Source organism: Clostridium vincentii (genome assembly GCF_002995745.1).
In the GTDB taxonomy this organism is placed as follows: Bacteria; Bacillota; Clostridia; order Clostridiales; family Clostridiaceae; genus Clostridium; species Clostridium vincentii.
In genome coordinates this window covers 159,178-178,767 of record NZ_PVXQ01000002.1, presented here as the reverse complement: position 1 = coordinate 178,767, position 19,590 = coordinate 159,178, and the positions used below count along the sequence as shown (strand labels likewise).

13 protein-coding genes are annotated in these 19,590 nt (G+C 31.6%); 3 read left to right on the top strand and 10 right to left on the bottom strand.

Going from position 1 to position 19,590, the window contains the following annotated elements; translation table 11 throughout:
* The 8 genes from tnpA to CLVI_RS01675 all read right to left on the bottom strand — a co-directional run.
* A partial coding sequence (tnpA, locus tag CLVI_RS01710; protein WP_341458726.1) for an IS66 family insertion sequence element accessory protein TnpA occupies positions 1–235 on the bottom strand: 235 nt, incomplete at its 3' end.
* A gap of 78 nt (positions 236–313) precedes the next feature.
* Complete coding sequence (locus tag CLVI_RS01705; RefSeq protein ID WP_242980511.1) at positions 314–964, bottom strand: MFS transporter; 651 nt, start codon at positions 962–964, stop codon at positions 314–316.
* A gap of 127 nt (positions 965–1,091) precedes the next feature.
* On the bottom strand, positions 1,092–1,619 hold the full coding sequence (locus CLVI_RS01700; protein WP_170065566.1) for a PadR family transcriptional regulator: 528 nt from the start codon (positions 1,617–1,619) through the stop codon (positions 1,092–1,094).
* A 210-nt stretch (positions 1,620–1,829) separates the two neighbouring features.
* Complete coding sequence (locus tag CLVI_RS01695) at positions 1,830–2,666, bottom strand: MurR/RpiR family transcriptional regulator (RefSeq protein ID WP_106058371.1); 837 nt, start codon at positions 2,664–2,666, stop codon at positions 1,830–1,832.
* Between the two features lie 51 nt (positions 2,667–2,717).
* Complete coding sequence (locus tag CLVI_RS01690; protein ID WP_106058370.1) at positions 2,718–3,536, bottom strand: SGNH/GDSL hydrolase family protein; 819 nt, start codon at positions 3,534–3,536, stop codon at positions 2,718–2,720.
* A 187-nt stretch (positions 3,537–3,723) separates the two neighbouring features.
* Positions 3,724–11,895, bottom strand: coding sequence for a GH36-type glycosyl hydrolase domain-containing protein (locus CLVI_RS01685; RefSeq protein ID WP_423237125.1), 8,172 nt, complete (start codon positions 11,893–11,895; stop codon positions 3,724–3,726).
* 169 nt (positions 11,896–12,064) lie between these two features.
* Positions 12,065–12,952: an IS1/IS1595 family N-terminal zinc-binding domain-containing protein gene (locus tag CLVI_RS01680; RefSeq protein WP_106058369.1), complete on the bottom strand. Its 888-nt coding sequence runs from the start codon at positions 12,950–12,952 to the stop codon at positions 12,065–12,067.
* 167 nt (positions 12,953–13,119) lie between these two features.
* Positions 13,120–14,415 (bottom strand): M18 family aminopeptidase, encoded by a 1,296-nt coding sequence (locus CLVI_RS01675; RefSeq protein WP_106058368.1) that lies wholly within the window; start codon positions 14,413–14,415, stop codon positions 13,120–13,122.
* 175 nt (positions 14,416–14,590) lie between these two features.
* Here CLVI_RS01675 and CLVI_RS01670 point away from each other — a divergent pair, with 175 nt between their 5' ends.
* The 3 genes from CLVI_RS01670 to CLVI_RS01660 all read left to right on the top strand — a co-directional run bounded on the left by CLVI_RS01670 (position 14,591) and on the right by CLVI_RS01660 (position 17,969).
* Complete coding sequence (locus tag CLVI_RS01670) at positions 14,591–15,769, top strand: cation diffusion facilitator family transporter (protein ID WP_106058367.1); 1,179 nt, start codon at positions 14,591–14,593, stop codon at positions 15,767–15,769.
* A gap of 94 nt (positions 15,770–15,863) precedes the next feature.
* Positions 15,864–16,964 (top strand): DUF2628 domain-containing protein, encoded by a 1,101-nt coding sequence (locus CLVI_RS01665; protein ID WP_106058366.1) that lies wholly within the window; start codon positions 15,864–15,866, stop codon positions 16,962–16,964.
* Positions 16,965–17,012: 48 nt separating this feature from the next.
* Positions 17,013–17,969, top strand: a complete 957-nt coding sequence (locus tag CLVI_RS01660) for a DUF2628 domain-containing protein (RefSeq protein ID WP_106058365.1) — start codon at positions 17,013–17,015, stop codon at positions 17,967–17,969.
* Positions 17,970–18,090: 121 nt separating this feature from the next.
* Here CLVI_RS01660 and CLVI_RS01655 read toward each other — a convergent pair whose 3' ends face one another.
* Together CLVI_RS01655 and CLVI_RS01650 are read right to left on the bottom strand one after the other, a co-directional pair.
* Entirely contained in the window at positions 18,091–18,813 is a 723-nt protein-coding gene (locus CLVI_RS01655; protein ID WP_106058364.1) for an amino acid ABC transporter ATP-binding protein, read from the bottom strand.
* Positions 18,800–19,477, bottom strand: a complete 678-nt coding sequence (locus CLVI_RS01650; RefSeq protein ID WP_106058363.1) for an amino acid ABC transporter permease — start codon at positions 19,475–19,477, stop codon at positions 18,800–18,802. Before CLVI_RS01650 ends, CLVI_RS01655 begins: the two co-directional genes overlap by 14 nt.
* Between the last annotated feature and the right edge of the window lie 113 nt (positions 19,478–19,590).

Below are 19,590 nucleotides of genomic sequence, written 5' to 3'. Positions count from 1 at the left end.
AAATAATATCTCCAATTTTTAATGAAATTGATGAAGTTTCAAATTTTTTAGGTATTGCTACGCTTCCCCATTCCAGGGTGTTTTCTCCAGCTACCGCTTCGGATTTTTTTTTATAGGCGATAAAGGTCCCTTTGTTAATTCCTTTTTCTCTGCACCAGGCTGTTTGGTTAACTCCACTTACTTTATATTCTTTTACAAGTATCATCCATTCTTCTTTAGATCTTCTTTCTGCCATGCAAATTACCTCCTACTAAGTATAGGAGTATTATCACATTAATTTACTGCCAGTCCTAGGTGATGAGTTATTTGACGCTTACTTTATTAATGCAAAAGTTAAGCAAAACATAGCAGTGGATATTGTTATAATTCCCCCAAAGTCTATACTTTTACTTGCAGTTGGGTCATAAGATTCCTTTATGAATTTCATAGTTAGTAGTATACAAATACAACCTATAGGTACATTAATAAAGAAAATATATCTCCAATTAAACCATTGAGTTAATATACCGCCAAGCGTTGGTCCACTTGCAGCAGCAAGACCGGCAAAAGCTCCCCAAAGTGCCATAATAGTTCCTCTCTTTTCTGGTGGAAATATTTCAGCAGAAAGAGGCATTGCAACAGGTACAACAAAAGCTGCGGATAACCCTTGAATTGCTCTAAATAATATAAGTCCTTCAAGGGAATTTGAAAGACCCGATAACAGTGAAGATATAGTAAATAAAACTACTCCTGCAATAAACAGTTTTTTTCTGCCAAATTGATCTGCCAATCTCGAAGCAGTTAATATAATAGCTGCAAAAGCTAGATTATAGGCATTTACTACCCAAGAAATATGAGCCATAGTAGTATTAAAGTATTCGGTCATTTTAGGCAAAGTGATATTTACTATAGTTGTATCTAATAATGCCATAAAAAATCCTAAAATAATAGCTACAAAAGAAATGATTTGATATTTTTTGTTCATAATACAAACCTCCTAAATAATAATATAAATGTAATATATATTAGTGTATAATAAACTACTATAAATTATAGTAGTTGGGCGAAAAAAATGTCTCTCAATATAATGATTTATTAGAGACATCAAATTATTAATTATAATGATCAAAAACTTTTTCAGACCATTTTTGTAAAATATTATAAAATTCGTTATATAGATCTAATATAAGAAATTCAGAACCAGATTTTTCATTGTGCTGTTTTTCATGATTATAAGCTGACTCCACAAACGCTCTTCGTTCTTCTGCCTTGTTTTTGAAGTTTTTAAGATATTCTTTTCTTTTTTCTTCTGGTAAATTCTCTATATTAACTAAAAATGCATTAAAATCTAAATAAACATTTCCTATATGTTTTGAACTTTCTTCCATTAGTTCATTGAAATATGAATTTCCTTTTTCATTCAGCGAATATAATGTTTTTTCTGGCATTTCACCTTCTTTAACAGTTCTTGAATTTAAATATCCATTATCGCATAATTTAATTATATTTTTATAAACTGACGGGTTACTGATTTTTAGCCACTTAGTAAGATTCCAGATATCAAATTCTTTAACCATTTCATAGGCACTTTTCTCTTTGTTCTGCAAATAGCCAAGTATTATTAAATTTATTGAAGACAATTTAATCACCACCATTTATTATACTACTATAAAGTATAGTAGTATATGGTATATTTGTCAATATAGACTTTGGTAAAATTATTTCAAAGTAAGAGATGAACATAGAATTGTCTGTAAAGGAGCATATTTCTGGCTTAGTGTTTGCAATGATTTAAGTAGCAGAGGTGTTAAAGATATACTTATCGCTTGCTCTTGGCTACACCCCTTTAACTATCTTATCTTTTTTACGATTTCTTTTGTTTTTATTATATATTCCTCAGTTTTTTGAAAATCATCTTTTGCTATTCCTAAATACAATAGATCAGTAATTAAAAGTTCTGAAATCCTAGATGTGATAGCTCCTATTCTAAGCTCTGTCTCTTCACTAGGAATATATAATGGAAGTTCTACTATCTTAGACAAACTATTTTTATTAAAACTAGTTATAGCAATGGTTTTTGCGCCTTGATTTCTAGCCCTAGTTAAACTAACATTAACACCTTTACTCTCACCAGAATAACTTATTCCAATAGCTACATCATTTGGTCCTATATGTACTGCAGATGCTACTTGAATATGTTCATCCACTTGATATATTGCCATTTTATTTATTCTAGATAATTTGTATTGAAAATCTTGTGCTACAAGTCCTGAGGCTCCAATTCCAAAAAGATAGATATTTTCACATTCGTTTAATGATTTTATAGCTCTTTCTAAAACCTTTTTATTAATTAATTTATAAGTCCTCTCCATAGCTCTTAGGTTAATGCTTTCAGCTTTTTTCACCATACTATCTATAGAGTCATTTTCTTTTATAATAGCATTAAACTCATCTTCTTTTTCTTCCTTATCCTTTGCAAGCTCAACTTTTAATTCAGTAAAACCTTTATATCCTATCCTCTTCGAAAACCTAACTACTGCCGCTGCTGAACTATTTACCCTCTGCGCTAATTCCTTAGCACTTAACATAACTACCTCTTCTCTATTTGCCAAGGTATATTCAGCTAATTTCTGGTCTGTATCAGTAAAACTTCCTAACCCTTCTTTAATTTTATAAACACAGCTCATGTCAGCCTCCCATATCTTTATTTGTAGAGATTTGTAGAGATTAATATATATTTATTTCATTGCTGTTTTAATCGTTTCTCCTACTGTTTGTGTATATAATTGATATCCAGTATCGTTTGGTAATGTTCCATTAAGCAACTTGGCATCTGTTAACCCTGAGTTTACAAAAGCAGTTTTTGTATCAACACAAGTTAAACTGTTTTCTGTTGCTACTTCTTGAATCTTTTTTCTATAGTTATTATCTAAAGCAAGAGTACTAGGTAAGATTGGTAAAATTGTTGCCTTTGGACTCTTTTCCTTTATTTGAGTTATCATTTCAGAGTAGGTTTTCTCAAAATCATTAATATTAACTGCTGCCGTATTATCATTATGCCCAAAGCAGGTTATTATTAAATCATAATCTTCTATCTTAATTTGATTAACTACACTTAACCCTACTGAAATTGTTGCTCTAGCTTGTGCTAAAGATACCATTTCAACTGCATTTCCATAGGTGTTTTTAATTAGATTAGATACACCAGAATCCCATACTCCATTATTTGAAGTACTTCCTTGGCTCAATGCTAGTCCATCTCCTAGAATAAGAACTTTTACGGCTTCTTTATTTTTAAGTTTTTTGTAAAAAGCAGATACGTCCTCTTCTGTTTCTGTCTGTGGGTTCTCTTTCACGTCTTCACTTTCTGCTGTTTCTTCAGTTTCTGCTGTTTCTTCAGTTTCTGCTGTTTTAGTCTCTTCTATATTTGCACTATAATTATCTTGATTATCATCTTTAGAATTTTTATCCTTAAGTATGCCTAAAGTTAAAACTCCAGCTAATACAAGGATCAAAGTTATAATCATAGCTATTCCTTTTTTATTATTATTCAACATGATTCACCACCTTAGTCATGTATATTTTACACAATTTTCTAGTCTATGTAAACAATTTTCTGGTCTTTTTAGACAATTCACCAGTCTATGCAACAATTTATTTTGAATTTCTACAATAATTTATTTTGAATTTCTACAATAAAAGTCCTACAAAATTTCTAAATTAGAATTTTGTAGGACAAATTATTTAACTCTTAAATATTACTAGAATTTCCTGTTTTCCTCTATCCTTAGGAATTAATTCTCCAGTTAACTCAGTTCCATTCATTAAAATTTTATCTTCCTCACCGGGCATAACTTTAATGTCATACTGTTCCTTATCATTATTAATAAATAGACTATATTCTTCCCAACCCTTAGGAACACATGGCTTAATTTTATATCCCTTTCCTTCAATTTTTCTAAGCCCTAGTATATCTTCAATACCAACTTTATACATCCATCCAGAAGCTCCAGTATACCAGCTCCAGCCACCCCGGCCTCCATGAGGCTCTCGAATATAAACATCAGCTGCCATAACGTAAGGTTCTACCTTATAGTTTCTACACTCTAGCTCAGATTTTGTATGATTTATTGGATTTATCATATTATAATACTCACCTGCTTTATCTCCAAGTCCAAGCTTAGTTAAAGCTAAAATCACCCAAACCGCTGCATGAGTATATTGTCCACCATTTTCTCTTACTCCCGCTACATAACCTTTTATATATCCAGGCTCAAGATTTGAGCTTTCAAAAGGAGGCGCAAGAAGTAAAATCATTCCCTTATCTTTATTCACAAGGTTTTTATCCACAGCTTCCATAGCTTCAACTGATCTTTTTTGCTTAGCAGCTCCAGAAATCACAGCCCAACTTTGCGCTAAAGAATCAATTTTACATTCTGGATTTTCCCTTGAACCTAGAGGCGTTCCATCATCAAAGTAGGCTCTTCTATACCAACCACCATCCCAGGCATTTTTCTCAAGGTTTTCCTGAATAAATCCTTTCATATCTATATAGTGTTTTTTCAGCTCATTATCTCTCCTAAAAGTAGAAATATCAATGAAATTATTAAGTATCTTATACAGGAACCATCCAAGCCATACGCTCTCTCCCTTTCCCTTATTTCCAATAGTACTCATACCATCATTCCAATCTCCACTACCCATTAGAGGAATATTATGCTCACCAAATTTCAAAGCTTTTTCTATAGCCTTATTGCAATGCTCATAAATACTGCCCTCATGACTAGAATTATTTACAATGGTATACCTTTCATCTTCTCCTTCTCTTAGAGGTTCATCCTCCAAATAATCTGCCTTTTCATCTAAAATACTATAATCCCCTGTTCTTTTTATATATTCAGCTGTTACATAGGGTAACCATAATAAATCATCTGAAAATCTTGTTCTTATTCCACTATTTATAACAGGATGCCACCAATGTTGGACATCTCCCTCTAAATATTGCCTAGATGCACTTCTTATAATTTGTGTTTTAGTTATTTCAGGTTTTACTATCCCTAGTGACATTGAATCTTGAAGCTGATCTCGGAATCCATAGGCTCCACCTGATTGATAAAAGGCAGTTCTACTTAAATATCGACAGCTATATGTTTGATATAACAACCATCCATTTAATAGATAATCCATAGATTTATCCTTTGTCTTAACCTGTATATTTCCTAGGAAATCTGTCCAATATTGCTCTACATTCTCTAAAGCTTTATAGGCTTCCTCTTCCTTTTTATATTTTTCTATTATTTTCTCTATATCCTCTGTATTTTCCTCCTGACCAAATAGGATAATTATCTCCTTTTTTTCACCAGGTGCTAATTTTATTTTTGTCTCACATGCTAAACATGGATCATATATACTACCCGCTCTATTAGACAACTTTTTATGTTTTAGAGCATTTGCAGTAGACAAGTCTTCTCCTACTCCAATAAATTCTTTTCTATCTCCAGTAAAGGAGCGTTCATCTCCCCCTAAAATAGTAAGATAGGCCTTTAAATGCCCAAAATACTTGCTATAAGGAGCCTCTCCCATTATAAATTCATCCTCAATAGAAGTACTGATATATCTAGCACTATTGTAATTAATTACTCCTAGTACAAGCTGTGCATAATAGTAAAGAGATATTTCCCTATTCTTATCTGATATATTTTCTAAATTAACCCTCTGAATCTTCAACTTTTCTCCCTTTGGGCAAAAAAGTTGTTGCTCTCCCCTTATTCCATAAGCTGTATGGCTAAAGGTAGAATATCCGAAGGAATGTTTAATTATATACTCCCCGTCATCTCTAATTGGTTTCGGAGTTATAGAAAAACGCTCTCCACTTTTATCATCTCTAAGAAATAACGCTTCCCCTTGAGGGTCAATTATCCAGTCATTACTCCATGTTGTTATTTTATTTTCTCGACTATTTTTACACCATGTATAAGATGAACCAACCTCGGAAATATGAAAACCAAAATCCTCATTTGAAATTACATTTATCCAAGGAGCTGGAGTATTATTATATTTATCTAGCTTTATAACATAACTTTTATCTGCTGGATCAAAACCTCCATATCCATTGTAAAAGTCCAACTTCTCTATGTTATAGCTTTCATCCTTCCTATATTCTTCATGGTTCTCCTCAAAAATAAGGTCATCTTCCTGGCTACGATTCTGCTTCTCTATTTTAATCCTATTGAAATTACAAAGTTCCTTGTGTCTTAAAGCTCCAGTTTCAACTAATGATTGTACATCCTTAACTTGAGTTATCAAGGATCCCTTGCATCCATCAACATAAAGTGCCGCAATACCAATTAAAAGTTCTTTTATATCATCCTGAAGTGTAGCTTTATTGTGAAGAAAAATTCCTCCACTTTTATTTAAAATATCTCCTTCCTTAGAAAAATTAATAGCACTTAATATACTTTGTTGTAGAGGCTGCTCATAGGACGTTTCTTCCTCATTATAAATAAGAAGTTCAGCCTTTAAGCCTTTATTTTTCCAGTAGCAGTGCATTTTAATTAATCCTCTAACTAATTCCATATCATTCTCACTATTTACTAAAGCCATCACTATTGGTAAATCTCCCGAAATACCGTAAGCCCAAAGATCCTCTTGATGCTTATTTATATTCTTTATAGAATTTTCTCTATCTGTTCTACAGTTATGCAAAAATAATATGTAAGACGCTAAGCTTTGATAAGTATTTGCCTGACTTGATTTTATTCCAAGGCCCTTTAGCTCAAGTTGAACTGCCCTGTTATATGCGTTATAGCTTTTCCTAAGCTTAGTAATTTCTTCATACTTTCCAGCAATACTTAAGGCATCTTCCTTTGAATTAGCTGTTCCTGTAATAAAGTAAACATCTTTTTCTTCTCCGGCTTCAAGTCTTAACGCTGCTCTCATACTCATAATTGGGTCAAGAACTGTTCCCACTGTATTTAAGAGAGCGGCATCATTATCTAAGGCTTTTGGATTTTTTAATTCTCTACCTCTTCCTATAAAATTAATTCTTGATGTTTCATAGGTTACTACCCCTTCAATTTCACCATCCGTTATAATTTTATGCACTATAAAGGGCACTGTCCCATCCTTAACCCTAGCTCTTCTACTTCCAAGTAAACATCCTTTTTCACTATCATATTCTGTAGAAATAAACAGATTAGAAAAGCTAGGATGAACTGCATCCCCTTCAAAGGATTGCAATGTTACCTCCATATAACTTGTAATCTCTAAACTTCTGCTCTTTTCTCCAAGATTTTTCAAGGTAATCCTTCTAATTTCTACATCGTCCTCAGGAGATACAACAACTTCCATTTCACTTCCTATAGAACCATCTCGTCTCCTGTATGTTGCCTTATCCAAAGCAAATAGAACTTTATAGGCCTCTCCTTCATTTTTGCATGGCTCATATGTTGAACTCCAATATTCATTAGAATTTAAATTCTTTATATATATGAAGCTTCCACTACTGTCTGAGGTACTATCACCCTTCCATCTGTAAACTGTCATATCATCCTTTTTTCCATATCCACTTCCTGTTAAAGTTAACATTGTAGAATAGCTTCCATTTGATAATAAAAGAACCTGAGGATTTTCCATCTTTGCTCCTTCAAAAAATCTTGGAACAAAGTCTTCCTTCTCCATGATATTTCTAACTAAGGTAACGTTTTCTTCCTGCTCAAATGTTATCCTCTCTGGAACTTTTTCCTGTAATAATAGCTCCGTTGCTTTTACAGCTGGTATTCTATGAAACCTTTCTACAAATATATTATTATTCAAAACATTATTTAAAGCCATAAAGGACATCCCTAAATGATGCACCATATAACATCTGACTTCCTTATAACCCTCTTCCGATTCACCAGAATCCATTTTATTTACCCTCTTTGGAGTATAATCTATGGCTTCAATAAATCCATATCTTCCATATATATCTTGACTCTGCAGTCTTCTAAGATTTTCTATTCCTTCTTTTTTTGTATACGGCAAGGAGATCAAAGTTGAATAAGGTGAAATAACTAGTTCATCTTCAAGACCTCTTTTTATTCCAATGCCCGGTACTCCAAATGCCTTATATTGATAAGTATCTCCATTATCAACTTGATAATAGGCTGACTCTGAAATTCCCCAGGGCACATTTTTTTGTCCAGCGAATTCTTTTTGAGCATTAACAACAGATCTATATGTAACATCTAGTAAGGTATCTTCATAATTTTTCATTATAAGATTAGGCATAAAGTATTCAAACATAGTTCCACTCCAGGAAACTAGACTTTTGCCCTTAAATGCATTAGTCATGGACCTACCAAGATTAAACCAATGTTTTTGTGGAATCTGATTTAAAGCTATAGTTATAAATGAAGTTGCCCTTGACTCTGATGCCAATAAATCATAATAGGATTTTCCAAGAGAATTTTCCTCAAGATTGTAACCTATGAAAAAAAGATCTCTTTGATTATCATAAAGAAAATAAAAATTCATTTCCTTTATACTCTTATATATCGCTTCTATTATATTATCTACTTTATCTATAAAGGCTTTCAAATCTTCTATTCTCTTTTTAATTAATTGTTCGTCCTGTCCATCCTTAGAAATTACAATTTCTTCTAAGTAACTTACAAGTTCATTGGCAGATAGATCCTTTTTATTAATTAATAGTTCCTCTATCCCTCCAAAAAAATAATTATGATAATATATTTTTGCTTCTATCTCTTTCTTTAACTTCTTTACCCAATAATCTTCACTATCCTCAAGACTATTTGAAGCTTCTTCTAATATATGTATATAAGTACTGCTAGTTAAATCTTTATCTATCTCTAGAGGAATTTTACAAATTTTCATAGTATCACGTAAAGCCGTGATCTCCTCTTCCCTAATTAAAGGATTTTTCTTATACTCCTCCAAAGTTTCCGCAACTATCCACATATATCCTATTAAATTCCCACTATCCACTGTGGAAATGTATCTCGGCCATAAAGGTTCGCCAGTTCTTGTATCATACCAATTTAAAAAATGTCCGTTATATTTCTCAAGACTATTCATTCCTTTTAAAACTAGTTCAAGTCTTTTGACAACCTCCCCAAAATGTAAATATCCAAGATCATAGGCTACCAAGTTACTCGTTAACCCCATACCGATATTAGTTGGTGAAGTTCTATGTGCAACTCCTTTATAGGGTTTTTCTTGATAATTATCTGGTGCTAAATAATTATTTTCTTCATTAACAAAGTCCTCATAATATGCCCAAATTCTACGGGCATTATCGCGAAGAAACTCCTTATCTCCCTTCTCTAAAGAATATTCTTCCACAACTTTAACCAAGCTTATCCTATATGCAATATATGGACTAAAAGCCCATAGGCCTGCTAATGGCAAATTCACAAAATTCACAGCTAATCTCTGCCCTAAAGTAAGAGCGACAAGCACAACTCCGCAAAAAATTGCAAACCACATTCTTCTTATATAACATCCTAGTGAATTATTAATTGTTTTTTCTGCATCCTCAGCAGTTTGCCATTGTAATAGGTTTTTTTTAGATATAAACATCCTATATAAACTTCTAATAATGGCATCTACCATTAGATAAGCTTGATATGGAATAAAACTTATAATAATAATTATTTGTGTACAACTCTTAAATGTTCCCATTAACTTAATCTTTGGGGTAACAACAAAATCTGTAACTGTAAAAATTAGCGGAGTAATACTACCTAAAAAGCATAGAAGTGTTATATCACTTCCACCTCTAAATAATGTTACATTCAATATTACAGCAAGCAAAAGACAGGCCGCAAGCAAGCTCCTCCTTAAATTGTCTACTAACTTCCACTTTGAAAGAGCCGATATTTTAGAGGAAAATAGCCAGCTTAAAAGTTGCCAATCTCCCCTAGTCCACCTATGTAATCTCTTGCAGCTTCCTTCATAGGATGATGGATAATTATCAATAAACTCTACATCTGTAATTAATCCACATCTAACATAAGCCCCTTCTAATAAATCATGGCTTAAAACTGAATTATCAGGAATTTCTTCTTTTAATATAGAATAAAAAGCATCTATGTCTATTATTCCTTTTCCAACAAAACTGCCTTCTCCAAATAAATCTTCATAAGTATCTGAATAGGCGACAGAATAGCCATCTACCCCACTTTCTCCAGCAAATATTCTTGAGAATAAACTTTTGTTTTTACTCTCAAGATTAATACTAACCTTGGGTTGCATAATTCCATATCCATGAAGAACTTTTTTATCCTGTCTATATACTTTATTTAAAACATGACTCATAGCTCCTACTAATTCTTTTGCCGAATCTCTTGGCATAAAGGTATCTGCATCCAATGTTATTATGTACTTCGCATCTCGTATATTTTCCATATCACTACTTATCACGTTGTAGGTATGGTTGCTGTCCCCTTTAAGGAGGGCCATAAATTCCATAATCTTTCCTCTTTTTCTTTCTTTTCCGATAAAAGCTCCTTCATTTGGATTAAATAGTTTTTCGCGGTTAAAGAAGAAGAAATGATCTTCCCCCTGAAAATATTTAGAATTAAGTCTTAAGGTCTCCATTAAAACCGCCTTAAGTATCGCTTCCTCATCTTCACTTTTTTCAACTTTACTATCCTTAAAATCTCCTAATAAAGCAAAATAAAAATTACTATCTGTATTTGCTAAATACGCCACTTCAAGCTGTTCCATAAGCTGATTTGCTCTTGCTTCAGATGGTACAATAGCTGGTATTACTATTATTGTTTTCCCTTCTTTTGGTACCTCACTTGAGAAATTAAGCCTTGGAATAAATCTAATTGGGACAATTTTGCCAGCTATCCAATTAGTTAGTGCCACAACAATCTCATTAGCTGGGACAAGCATTAAAGCTACTAAAACTACATACTCAGTCATAGTAAATCTAGCTCCAAGTAAATTTCCAAGAGATAAAGCTATAGAAATTAGAGCTACTGTCACTATTAAATTTAATGCAATAAATCCTTTTTCTGAATATATATTTCTTACTTTAATATTGCCCTTAAAACTCTTTGCTAACTCTTTGATACCTTCATCCATAAGATAATACCCAACATGATTCTTATACTCTTCTTTATTATCCCTTCTTGAAAGTTCCAAAACCTTTTCACATAAAATCTTCTCATCAGTCTTTAGCTTCCTAGATACTTTCTCTAATCTATGCCTATAGTAATCTTTAGATTTAAAGTCCATTTTCTCATAGGTTCCATGTGGATCCTGAACTAAAAGCTTCTCAACTTCACAGGTGCTATTAAAGAAATTTCTCCAACTTATTCCCTCTATTTCTCTTAATGAATTAATACAAATACTTATAGCCTGCTCTATAGATACCTCTAAAAAATTACTTTTTATTATGTCATCACTATCCTGCTGAATCTCTTCACCTGAACTTTGTGCTAGCTTTTGTTTTTGAGTCTTTACAAGCTTCTGAGTTATTCTGGATAACTCTATTATTATTGATATGCGCAGCATTAATGGGAATGCCCATAGCTCTCCCATTGTGAATTTTTCTTCTTTTCTATTTATAAATTTTATTATTTCTTCCTGATTCACTATCCCCTCTTTAATCTTTATAAATTCTTTAGCATATATTAATATTCTTGGAATTTGATTTGTATCTTCTCCTTTATATAGAGGAAGATTATCAAAGTATTCCTTTGGCATATTCTTTTTTATATTCTTATATTCTTTTTCTATTAGGTAAATATTATCAAGGAGCCATTCACCTGATCCTATAATTTCTCCTTTATTTCTTGCTAAATCCTTTATATATTTATAATTCTCTTTTATTTGAGTAAATCCAAGGTTTAATTCATTTAAAACATGTTTTCTACACTTTGTATTCTCTTTTATGATCAATTAATTCACCTCTTAGTTTGAAGTTTGGTCTTATATTAGTTTTCCCCATTGAAGGCAAAAATATTAGACTAATTTAGATTTTAATGCGAATTATCAAAAGGTGATCTTTTATATTTGTTGATTTAAAGTATAGCTCTGTGTATTAATTAAATGTTGTTATAGACATTCTTTATTCTTCTAGAACAAGCCTTATTTTTTCCGTATTTATAAAACTACAATCCTTTGCTAATTCATATAAAATACTCATATTTGTAAATTCTTTATCTCTATAAAAAATTATAAACCAGCAAAGGTATCCCCTCAGATATTTAGTAGCTATTCCTCTAAAACAACTAAACCACTTATTAACATTTCCTGTGAAATTACGAATTTTTAATTCCACCTCTTCTTTTGTTTTGATAGAATTTAAATTATGTTTCTTTGCAATTGCCCAAATATATCTATCCCCATAAGCTTTAATATAAGACTCTTTATCTATTTTTTTATATACCTTTTCTTCAAACTCTTTAGCATTCCAACCATTCTTGCACACAGGCAGGGACAGTATATTGTCTTGTTTTCCCTTAGCTGCAACTATCCATATATCTTTTCTAAAAGAATCTTTTATATTCCTATTGCCCTTAAAATTTTCTCTCATAATAGCCTTTCCAATATGAACATCCCCATATAAGTACTTTGGAATATTATGAAAAGTTAATCCCTTCAGGACCTTATGTCTCCAGTAAAATGCTGTTGATAAATTTATTTCTAATTTTTTCGCACAGTACCTAAGTGTTTTTTTTGCTAACATAAGTTCAATAAATTCCGCCCATTTTTCTGGGCTCTTCTTTGAATAGCTCCAAATAAAATTAGTACTTAAAGAGAAGGTCTTTTCGCAGTATCTATTTTTACATTTGTATCTTTGTACTCCACTATAAAATCCATACTTTATATATTTGTCATGTCCACATATAGGACAACTATTAATATTTTTTGCCCTGCTCTGACATAAATTTAATTTTAAAGTTTTCTTCATATGCTCATTTAAATTTGCAAGATCACAATCATTTTTTATCAATATAATCACCGCCATCTAGATACTTGCCAAAGTCACATATTTCTAATCATTAACAACATTTATCTAATACACAGTCCTATATGTGAAGATGCATAATAAAACATAAAAAAAGAAGCCCTAAAGTATCGAAAACTTTAGAGCTTCTTGAAAATTTATAATTATTTATTTTATAAATTGAAAAACTTAGTAAATGCCTTAATTGTGTAGGCATTATCTTTTACTGCAGTCAATTCTCTGACTGAATGCATTCCTAAAACTGGTGCCCCCATATCAATAACAGGTATTCCTAAATCTGCTGCTGACATTGGTCCTATAGTTGTTCCGCCTTTAACATCAGATCTATTTACAAACTTTTGATAAGGAACCTTCTCCTCAAGACAAATAGCTTGGAATATTGCTGAAGAATTACTATCAGTGGAATAACTTCCTGACGCAGCCATCTTTATTACAGGACCGCCACCAAGAACAGGATGATTTGACGGATCATGTTTTTCAACTTGATTAGGATGAAGCGCATGAGCTAAATCTGCTGAAATCATCACAGAATTTGATAATGTTCTAAAAAACTCCTCCTTATTTTTACCAAGCCCTAAAGCGATTCTTTCAAGTAAAGTTTTAAGAAAAGTAGACTGTGCACCTTGTGCTGTTAAACTCCCTATCTCTTCATTATCAATAGCTACCATAACCTTTGTAGCCTTATTTTTCTTACTATCTACTAATGCCTTAACACCAGTGAAAACCATCCACAAATCATCTAATCTTCCAGCTGAAATAAATTCATTTTCCAATCCAAAAATACAACCCTTTTCGTACTCATATAAAAACAAATCAAAATCCATTATTTCTTCCTTTGGAACCCCTAATTCTTTACTAATTAAAGTTAACAAATAAGAATCTTTTTCAAATTTTTCATTAATAAAGCCGATAAGTGGCAATGTATCTTTCTGTTTATTGAAAGCATATCCATCATTTACTCCTCTATTCATATGTATTGCCATATTAGGTATAATTAATAATGGTCTATCAATATTAACAAGCCTATTCTCAGGTTTTAATGGAGATTTTCCTTTTAATGAAACCCTTCCTGCTAAAGACAAAGGTCTATCAAACCACGTGCTAAGAATAGGACCACCATACACTTCAGTATTTAATTTAAGATAAGTACTTTCAACCTCAATTTCTGCCTTAGGTTTAATTTTAAATGTAGGTGAATCTGTATGAGCCCCAATTAACCTAAATCCATCCTCTTCTAATTTTCCTTCACCTATCTCAAAGGCAACAATGGCGGATTGATTTTTCATGACATAATATTTCCCACCCTTAGTAAGGTTCCACTTTTTATTTTCTTTTATTTCTACAAAACCTTCCTCGTCAAGTATTGATTTCATTGCATAAGCCCCATGATAAGCTGTTACGCTTTCATTTATAAATTCTAATAGTTCTAACGCTAATTGCTCTTCCAAAATAAATTCCTCCTTTTATATTTATGATGTGTAATTATTTGTTTTCTACTTATAATAATACTATTATTTTATCAAACTTACATTAAGTGAACAAGGAGCTAAATTAAATTGATTTTTTTGGCAATATATTATACACTTAACTATAGTTCTAAAATTATGAAGGGAATGAAAATATATGTTATCGAATATATTAGTTAATAAATATATAAAAAATAAAGATGCTGTCCAGAATGAAAAAGTTAGAGGTTCTTATGGAGTTCTAGGTGGAGTAGTTGGTATTATAGTTAATTTCACCTTATTTGCAGTGAAACTAACAGTTGGGATACTTGTCTCTAGTATAGCAGTTATGGCAGATGCATTTAATAATTTATCTGATACCGCATCCTCTATAATTACTATAGTTGGTTTTAAGATGGCCGAAAAGCCTGCAGATGCCGAGCATCCATTTGGACATGGCAGAATCGAATACTTATCAGCTTTAATAGTTGCTTTTATGGTTATGCTTGTAGGTATTCAATTTGTAAAAGCTTCAATTGAAAAAATCCTAAACCCAACTCAAGTAAGCTTTCAAACAATACCATTTATACTTTTAGTTATTTCTATTACATTAAAAATATGGTTATCAACCTTTAATAAGTTTGTAGGAAACAAAATTAATTCCAGCGCATTAAAAGCAGCTTCAGTGGATGCCCTAGGCGATGTATTCACATCTTCTTGCGTTGCGATTTCATTTTTAGCTTCTAAATTTACTAGCTTTCCTGTTGATGGATATTTTGGTGCTGCAATTGCACTATTTATTATTTATTCAGGCTTCAACTTAGTTAAAGACACTGTTAATCCTCTTCTTGGAGAAGCTCCTGATAAAGATTTAGTAGCTAATATTAAGAGGCTCGTATTAGACTATGAGCATATTACCGGAGTTCATGATCTTATAGTTCATAACTATGGGCCTGGAAAATGTATGTCTTCTATTCATGCGGAAATTCCTTCCGATATTGATGTAATGGACATCCATGAAATAATTGATAATGCGGAAAGAGAAATTTCTGACAAACTAGGAATCTATCTTGTTATCCATATGGATCCTATTTGCATTACTAATGTAGAAATAAATAAAACCCATGAAGAGGTTTCAAAAATTATAAGTTATAATCCTTTAATTTTATCTATGCATGATTTTAGAATTGTAGGAAAAGGTGAAAAGAAGAATTTAATCTTTGATATAGTTGTAGACCCACAAACTTTAAGAAAAATCATGACTCATGAGGCTTTAAAGCAAGATATAGAAAATTCCGTAAAGGAAATACATCCAGATTATAACTGTATAATTACAATAGATAATAACTTTATCTAATGTTGCTTTTAGTGTTATTATGTATATAATAGTATTTTATTGTATACTTATTAAAGACTATTCTTTATGTTAATTATTTTAAGGGGGAATTACGATGTTTTGTCCAAGCTGCGGCAAGGAATTAGATACAAATAATGTTTGCATCAATTCAGATTGTCCTTCAAATTCTCAAACTACTTCTGAATTTGAGTCTGAATTTGAAAAAGAAACAATTAATAACAATGACTCACCTATAGAAAATGTTGATGAGAATGAGAACCCTACTAACAATGATCAAAATGCCGGCTTTAATCAAAGCCCTAACAATAATCAGAATACTGGTTACAATCAAAATCAGAGTAATAATCAAAACGCTAGTTACAATCAGAATAATAACAATAATCAAAACGCTGGCTACAATCAGAATAATAACAATAATCAAAACGCTGGTTACAATCAAAATAATAACAATAATCAAAACGCTGGTTACAATCAGAATTCTAACAATAATCAAAATGCTGGTTACAATCAGAATTCTAACAATAATCAAAATGCTGGTTACAATCAGAATTCTAACAACAATCAAAATAATGGCTACAATCAGAATGCTAACAGCAACCAAAATAATGGCTTCAATCAGAATCCTAACAATAATCAAAATAATTACTATAATCAAGGTTATAACAATAATCAAGGAAATTCTTCTATCGATAAAAACGGAATTTCTGCTGGTGAAATGATGGAATTTTTCGGTCCTAAAAACACTGAATACTATATGGATAAGTGGAATAAAAGCCAAGAAAATTCTAGTTTTATTTCTTGGAACTGGCCTGCATTCTTATTTAGCTTCATTTGGTTATGTTTTAGGAAAATGTATAGCTATGCAGCTATAGTTTTAGTAGTTACTACCGTATCTTCGATTTTCCTTCCTGGATGGGCAAGTTCTATAATAGGTTTTGCTATTATGATTTGTTCTGCTTTATTTGCTAATCAAATTTATATTAAACATTCTATAGACAAAATTCGTACTGTTAAACTAACTACTGGAATGAATCCATCGATTCTATTTGATAGATTACGAGCTAATGGTGGTATTACATGGGTTCCAGTTATAATACTTTCAGTTATATTTGGTTTACTATTCATAATGGGTGTAATTGCAGGTTTTACAGAGAGCTACAATACAATTGATCCTGGTTATGGAACTTTATATTAAAATTAACAATAAGACTTTTTACATTTACTATTTTAAGGGGGAATTATAATGTTTTGTCCAAGCTGCGGAGAAGAGTTAGATGCAAACAAGGTTTGTATTAATCTAGCTTGTCCTTCAAATAATACAATTAATTCTGAATCTGATATAGAAACAAGTAGTGACAATGACCAAAATAATAACTCTAGTCAAGACTCTAGCTATAATCAAAATACTAACTCTAACCAAGACTCTAGCTATAATCAAAATTCTAACTCTAACCAAGACTCTAGCTATAATCAAAATTCTAACTCTAACCAAGGTCCTAACTATAATCAAAATACTGATTATAATCAAGACTCTAATTATAATCAAAATAATGGCTATAACCAAGGTTCTAACCAGAATCCTGATTTTGGTCCAAATGCTAACTACAATCAAAATTCTAACTACAATCAAAATTCTAACTACAATCAAAATTCTAGCTACAATCAAAATTCCAACTATAATCAAGGAAATTCCTTCACAGATAACAATGGAGTTTCTCCAAGTGAGATGATGGATTTATTAGGTCCTAAAAACACTGAATATTATATGGATAAATGGAATAGAAGCCAAGATAAATCTAATTTCATTTCTTGGAATTGGCCTGCATTCTTATTTGGCTGGATTTGGTTATGCTATAGGAAACTATATGCCGTTGCATGTATTCTTTTCGCAGTTTCTGCTGCCAGTCTCTTTTTACTTCCTAATGGCGTACAATCTTTGCTATCTTTATTGATTATGATTGGTTCTGGTATGTTTGCTAATCAAATTTATATTAAGTATTCTATAGATAAAATTCGCACTGTTAAGGCAACAAATGGAATGAATCAACAGCTTTTATCTCAAAGGCTAAGAGCTATTGGTGGTACTACATGGGTTCCTGTTATAATAATTTCAGTAATATTTGTTCTATTAATAGTATTTATGATAATTGCAGCAGTAGCATTAGGCTCAGCTTTTAGAGGTTATGGAAACTTCTATTAAAAATAATATCTTTTATATTCATTATTCTAAAGGATAAATATTAGTAAAAATTAAAAACCAGCAATAAGATGTGTATACATTCTTATTGCTGGTTTTTTCTATATTACTTTTTATAAAAATTTTATAGTACTTTTGATAAAAAATCTATTGTCCTTGCATTTTTAGTATTATTAAATATTTCCTCTGGAGTTCCTTCTTCTACAATCTTTCCTTCGTCCATAAATAATATTCTATCTCCAACTTCTTTTGCAAAGCCCATTTCATGAGTAACTACTACCATAGTCATACCTTCTTTAGCTAGCTTTTTTATAACTGCTAGAACTTCTCCTACCATTTCTGGATCTAATGCTGAAGTTGGTTCATCAAAAAGCATAACATCAGGTTCCATAGCAAGAGCTCTAGCAATTGCTATTCTTTGCTTTTGTCCACCTGAAAGGGATGCTGGATAAGCCCCTTCTTTTTCTCTTAATCCAACCATATCTAATAAATCCATAGCCTTCTTATTTGCATCTTCAATACTTATCTTTTTCACTTTTATTGGCGATAAGGTAATGTTTTGCAATACTGTTTTATGCGGGAAAAGATTAAATTGTTGAAATACCATTCCCATCTTAGCTCTAAGATTATCTATATTTACTTTTTTATCTGTAATATTATTCTCTTCAAATACTATTTCACCTTTAGACGGCACCTCTAAAAGATTTAGACATCTTAAAAAAGTAGATTTACCTGAACCTGAAGGACCTATTACGACAACCACTTCGCCTTTTTTAATGTTCTGGTCTATACCCCTTAAAACATGGTTTTTACCAAAACTCTTATGTAAATTATTAATGTGTATCACTAGATTTCATCCTCCTTTCAACGTATCCTAATAATCTTCCTAATGAGAAGGTTAATATAAAGTAGAATACTGCTGCAACCATTAATGGCTCTAAGGAAATATAAGTAGCCCCTTGTACTATTTTCGCTGAGAACATAAGCTCTCCTACGCCAATAACAGATGCCATTGAGGATTCCTTAATTACCGCTACAAATTCATTACCTATTGCAGGCAATATATTTTTAATTGCTTGAGGTACAATAATTAACCTCATGGACAAACTCTTAGACATTCCTAGACTTCTTGCAGCCTCTGTTTGTCCAATATCAACTGCTTCTATTCCAGCTCTAATTATTTCTGATACATAAGCTGCTGAATTTACTGCTATTGCAATTACTGCTGATGTAAATGCAGTTAAATCAATACCAAACATAAGTTTTGAGCCTGAATATACTAATAATATTTGTAGTAGCATAGGGGTTCCCCTTACTACTTCAATATATATTGATGCTAATATCTTCAAGGGTTTAACTTTTCCTATTGAAATACTTGAGTTTTTCATAAGAAATAATAGTGATCCAAATAGCGTTCCAAGTATTACTGTTATTATAGAAATACCTAGAGTTATCTGCACTCCCTCAAGAAATATTGGCATATACTCTTCTAAAAAATCGAATCTAAACATACTTTCACTCCCTTTTATGGTATAAAACTAATTAAAAAACTCCTTGGGAGTATTTATTCTCCCATGGAGTTTTCCTAAAGGCTTAGCCTTTTTTAACTATTTTATTCTTAGGC

What these genes read in the sequence shown, in the direction of transcription:
- CLVI_RS01705 (WP_242980511.1), bottom strand. Translation starts at nt 964, where the DNA reads ATGAACAAAAAATATCAAATCATTTCTTTTGTAGCTATTATTTTAGGA.
- CLVI_RS01695 (WP_106058371.1), bottom strand. Translation starts at nt 2,666, where the DNA reads ATGAGCTGTGTTTATAAAATTAAAGAAGGGTTAGGAAGTTTTACTGAT.
- CLVI_RS01690 (WP_106058370.1), bottom strand. Translation starts at nt 3,536, where the DNA reads ATGTTGAATAATAATAAAAAAGGAATAGCTATGATTATAACTTTGATC.
- CLVI_RS01670 (WP_106058367.1), top strand. Translation starts at nt 14,591, where the DNA reads ATGTTATCGAATATATTAGTTAATAAATATATAAAAAATAAAGATGCT.
- CLVI_RS01665 (WP_106058366.1), top strand. Translation starts at nt 15,864, where the DNA reads ATGTTTTGTCCAAGCTGCGGCAAGGAATTAGATACAAATAATGTTTGC.
- CLVI_RS01660 (WP_106058365.1), top strand. Translation starts at nt 17,013, where the DNA reads ATGTTTTGTCCAAGCTGCGGAGAAGAGTTAGATGCAAACAAGGTTTGT.
- CLVI_RS01650 (WP_106058363.1), bottom strand. Translation starts at nt 19,477, where the DNA reads ATGTTTAGATTCGATTTTTTAGAAGAGTATATGCCAATATTTCTTGAG.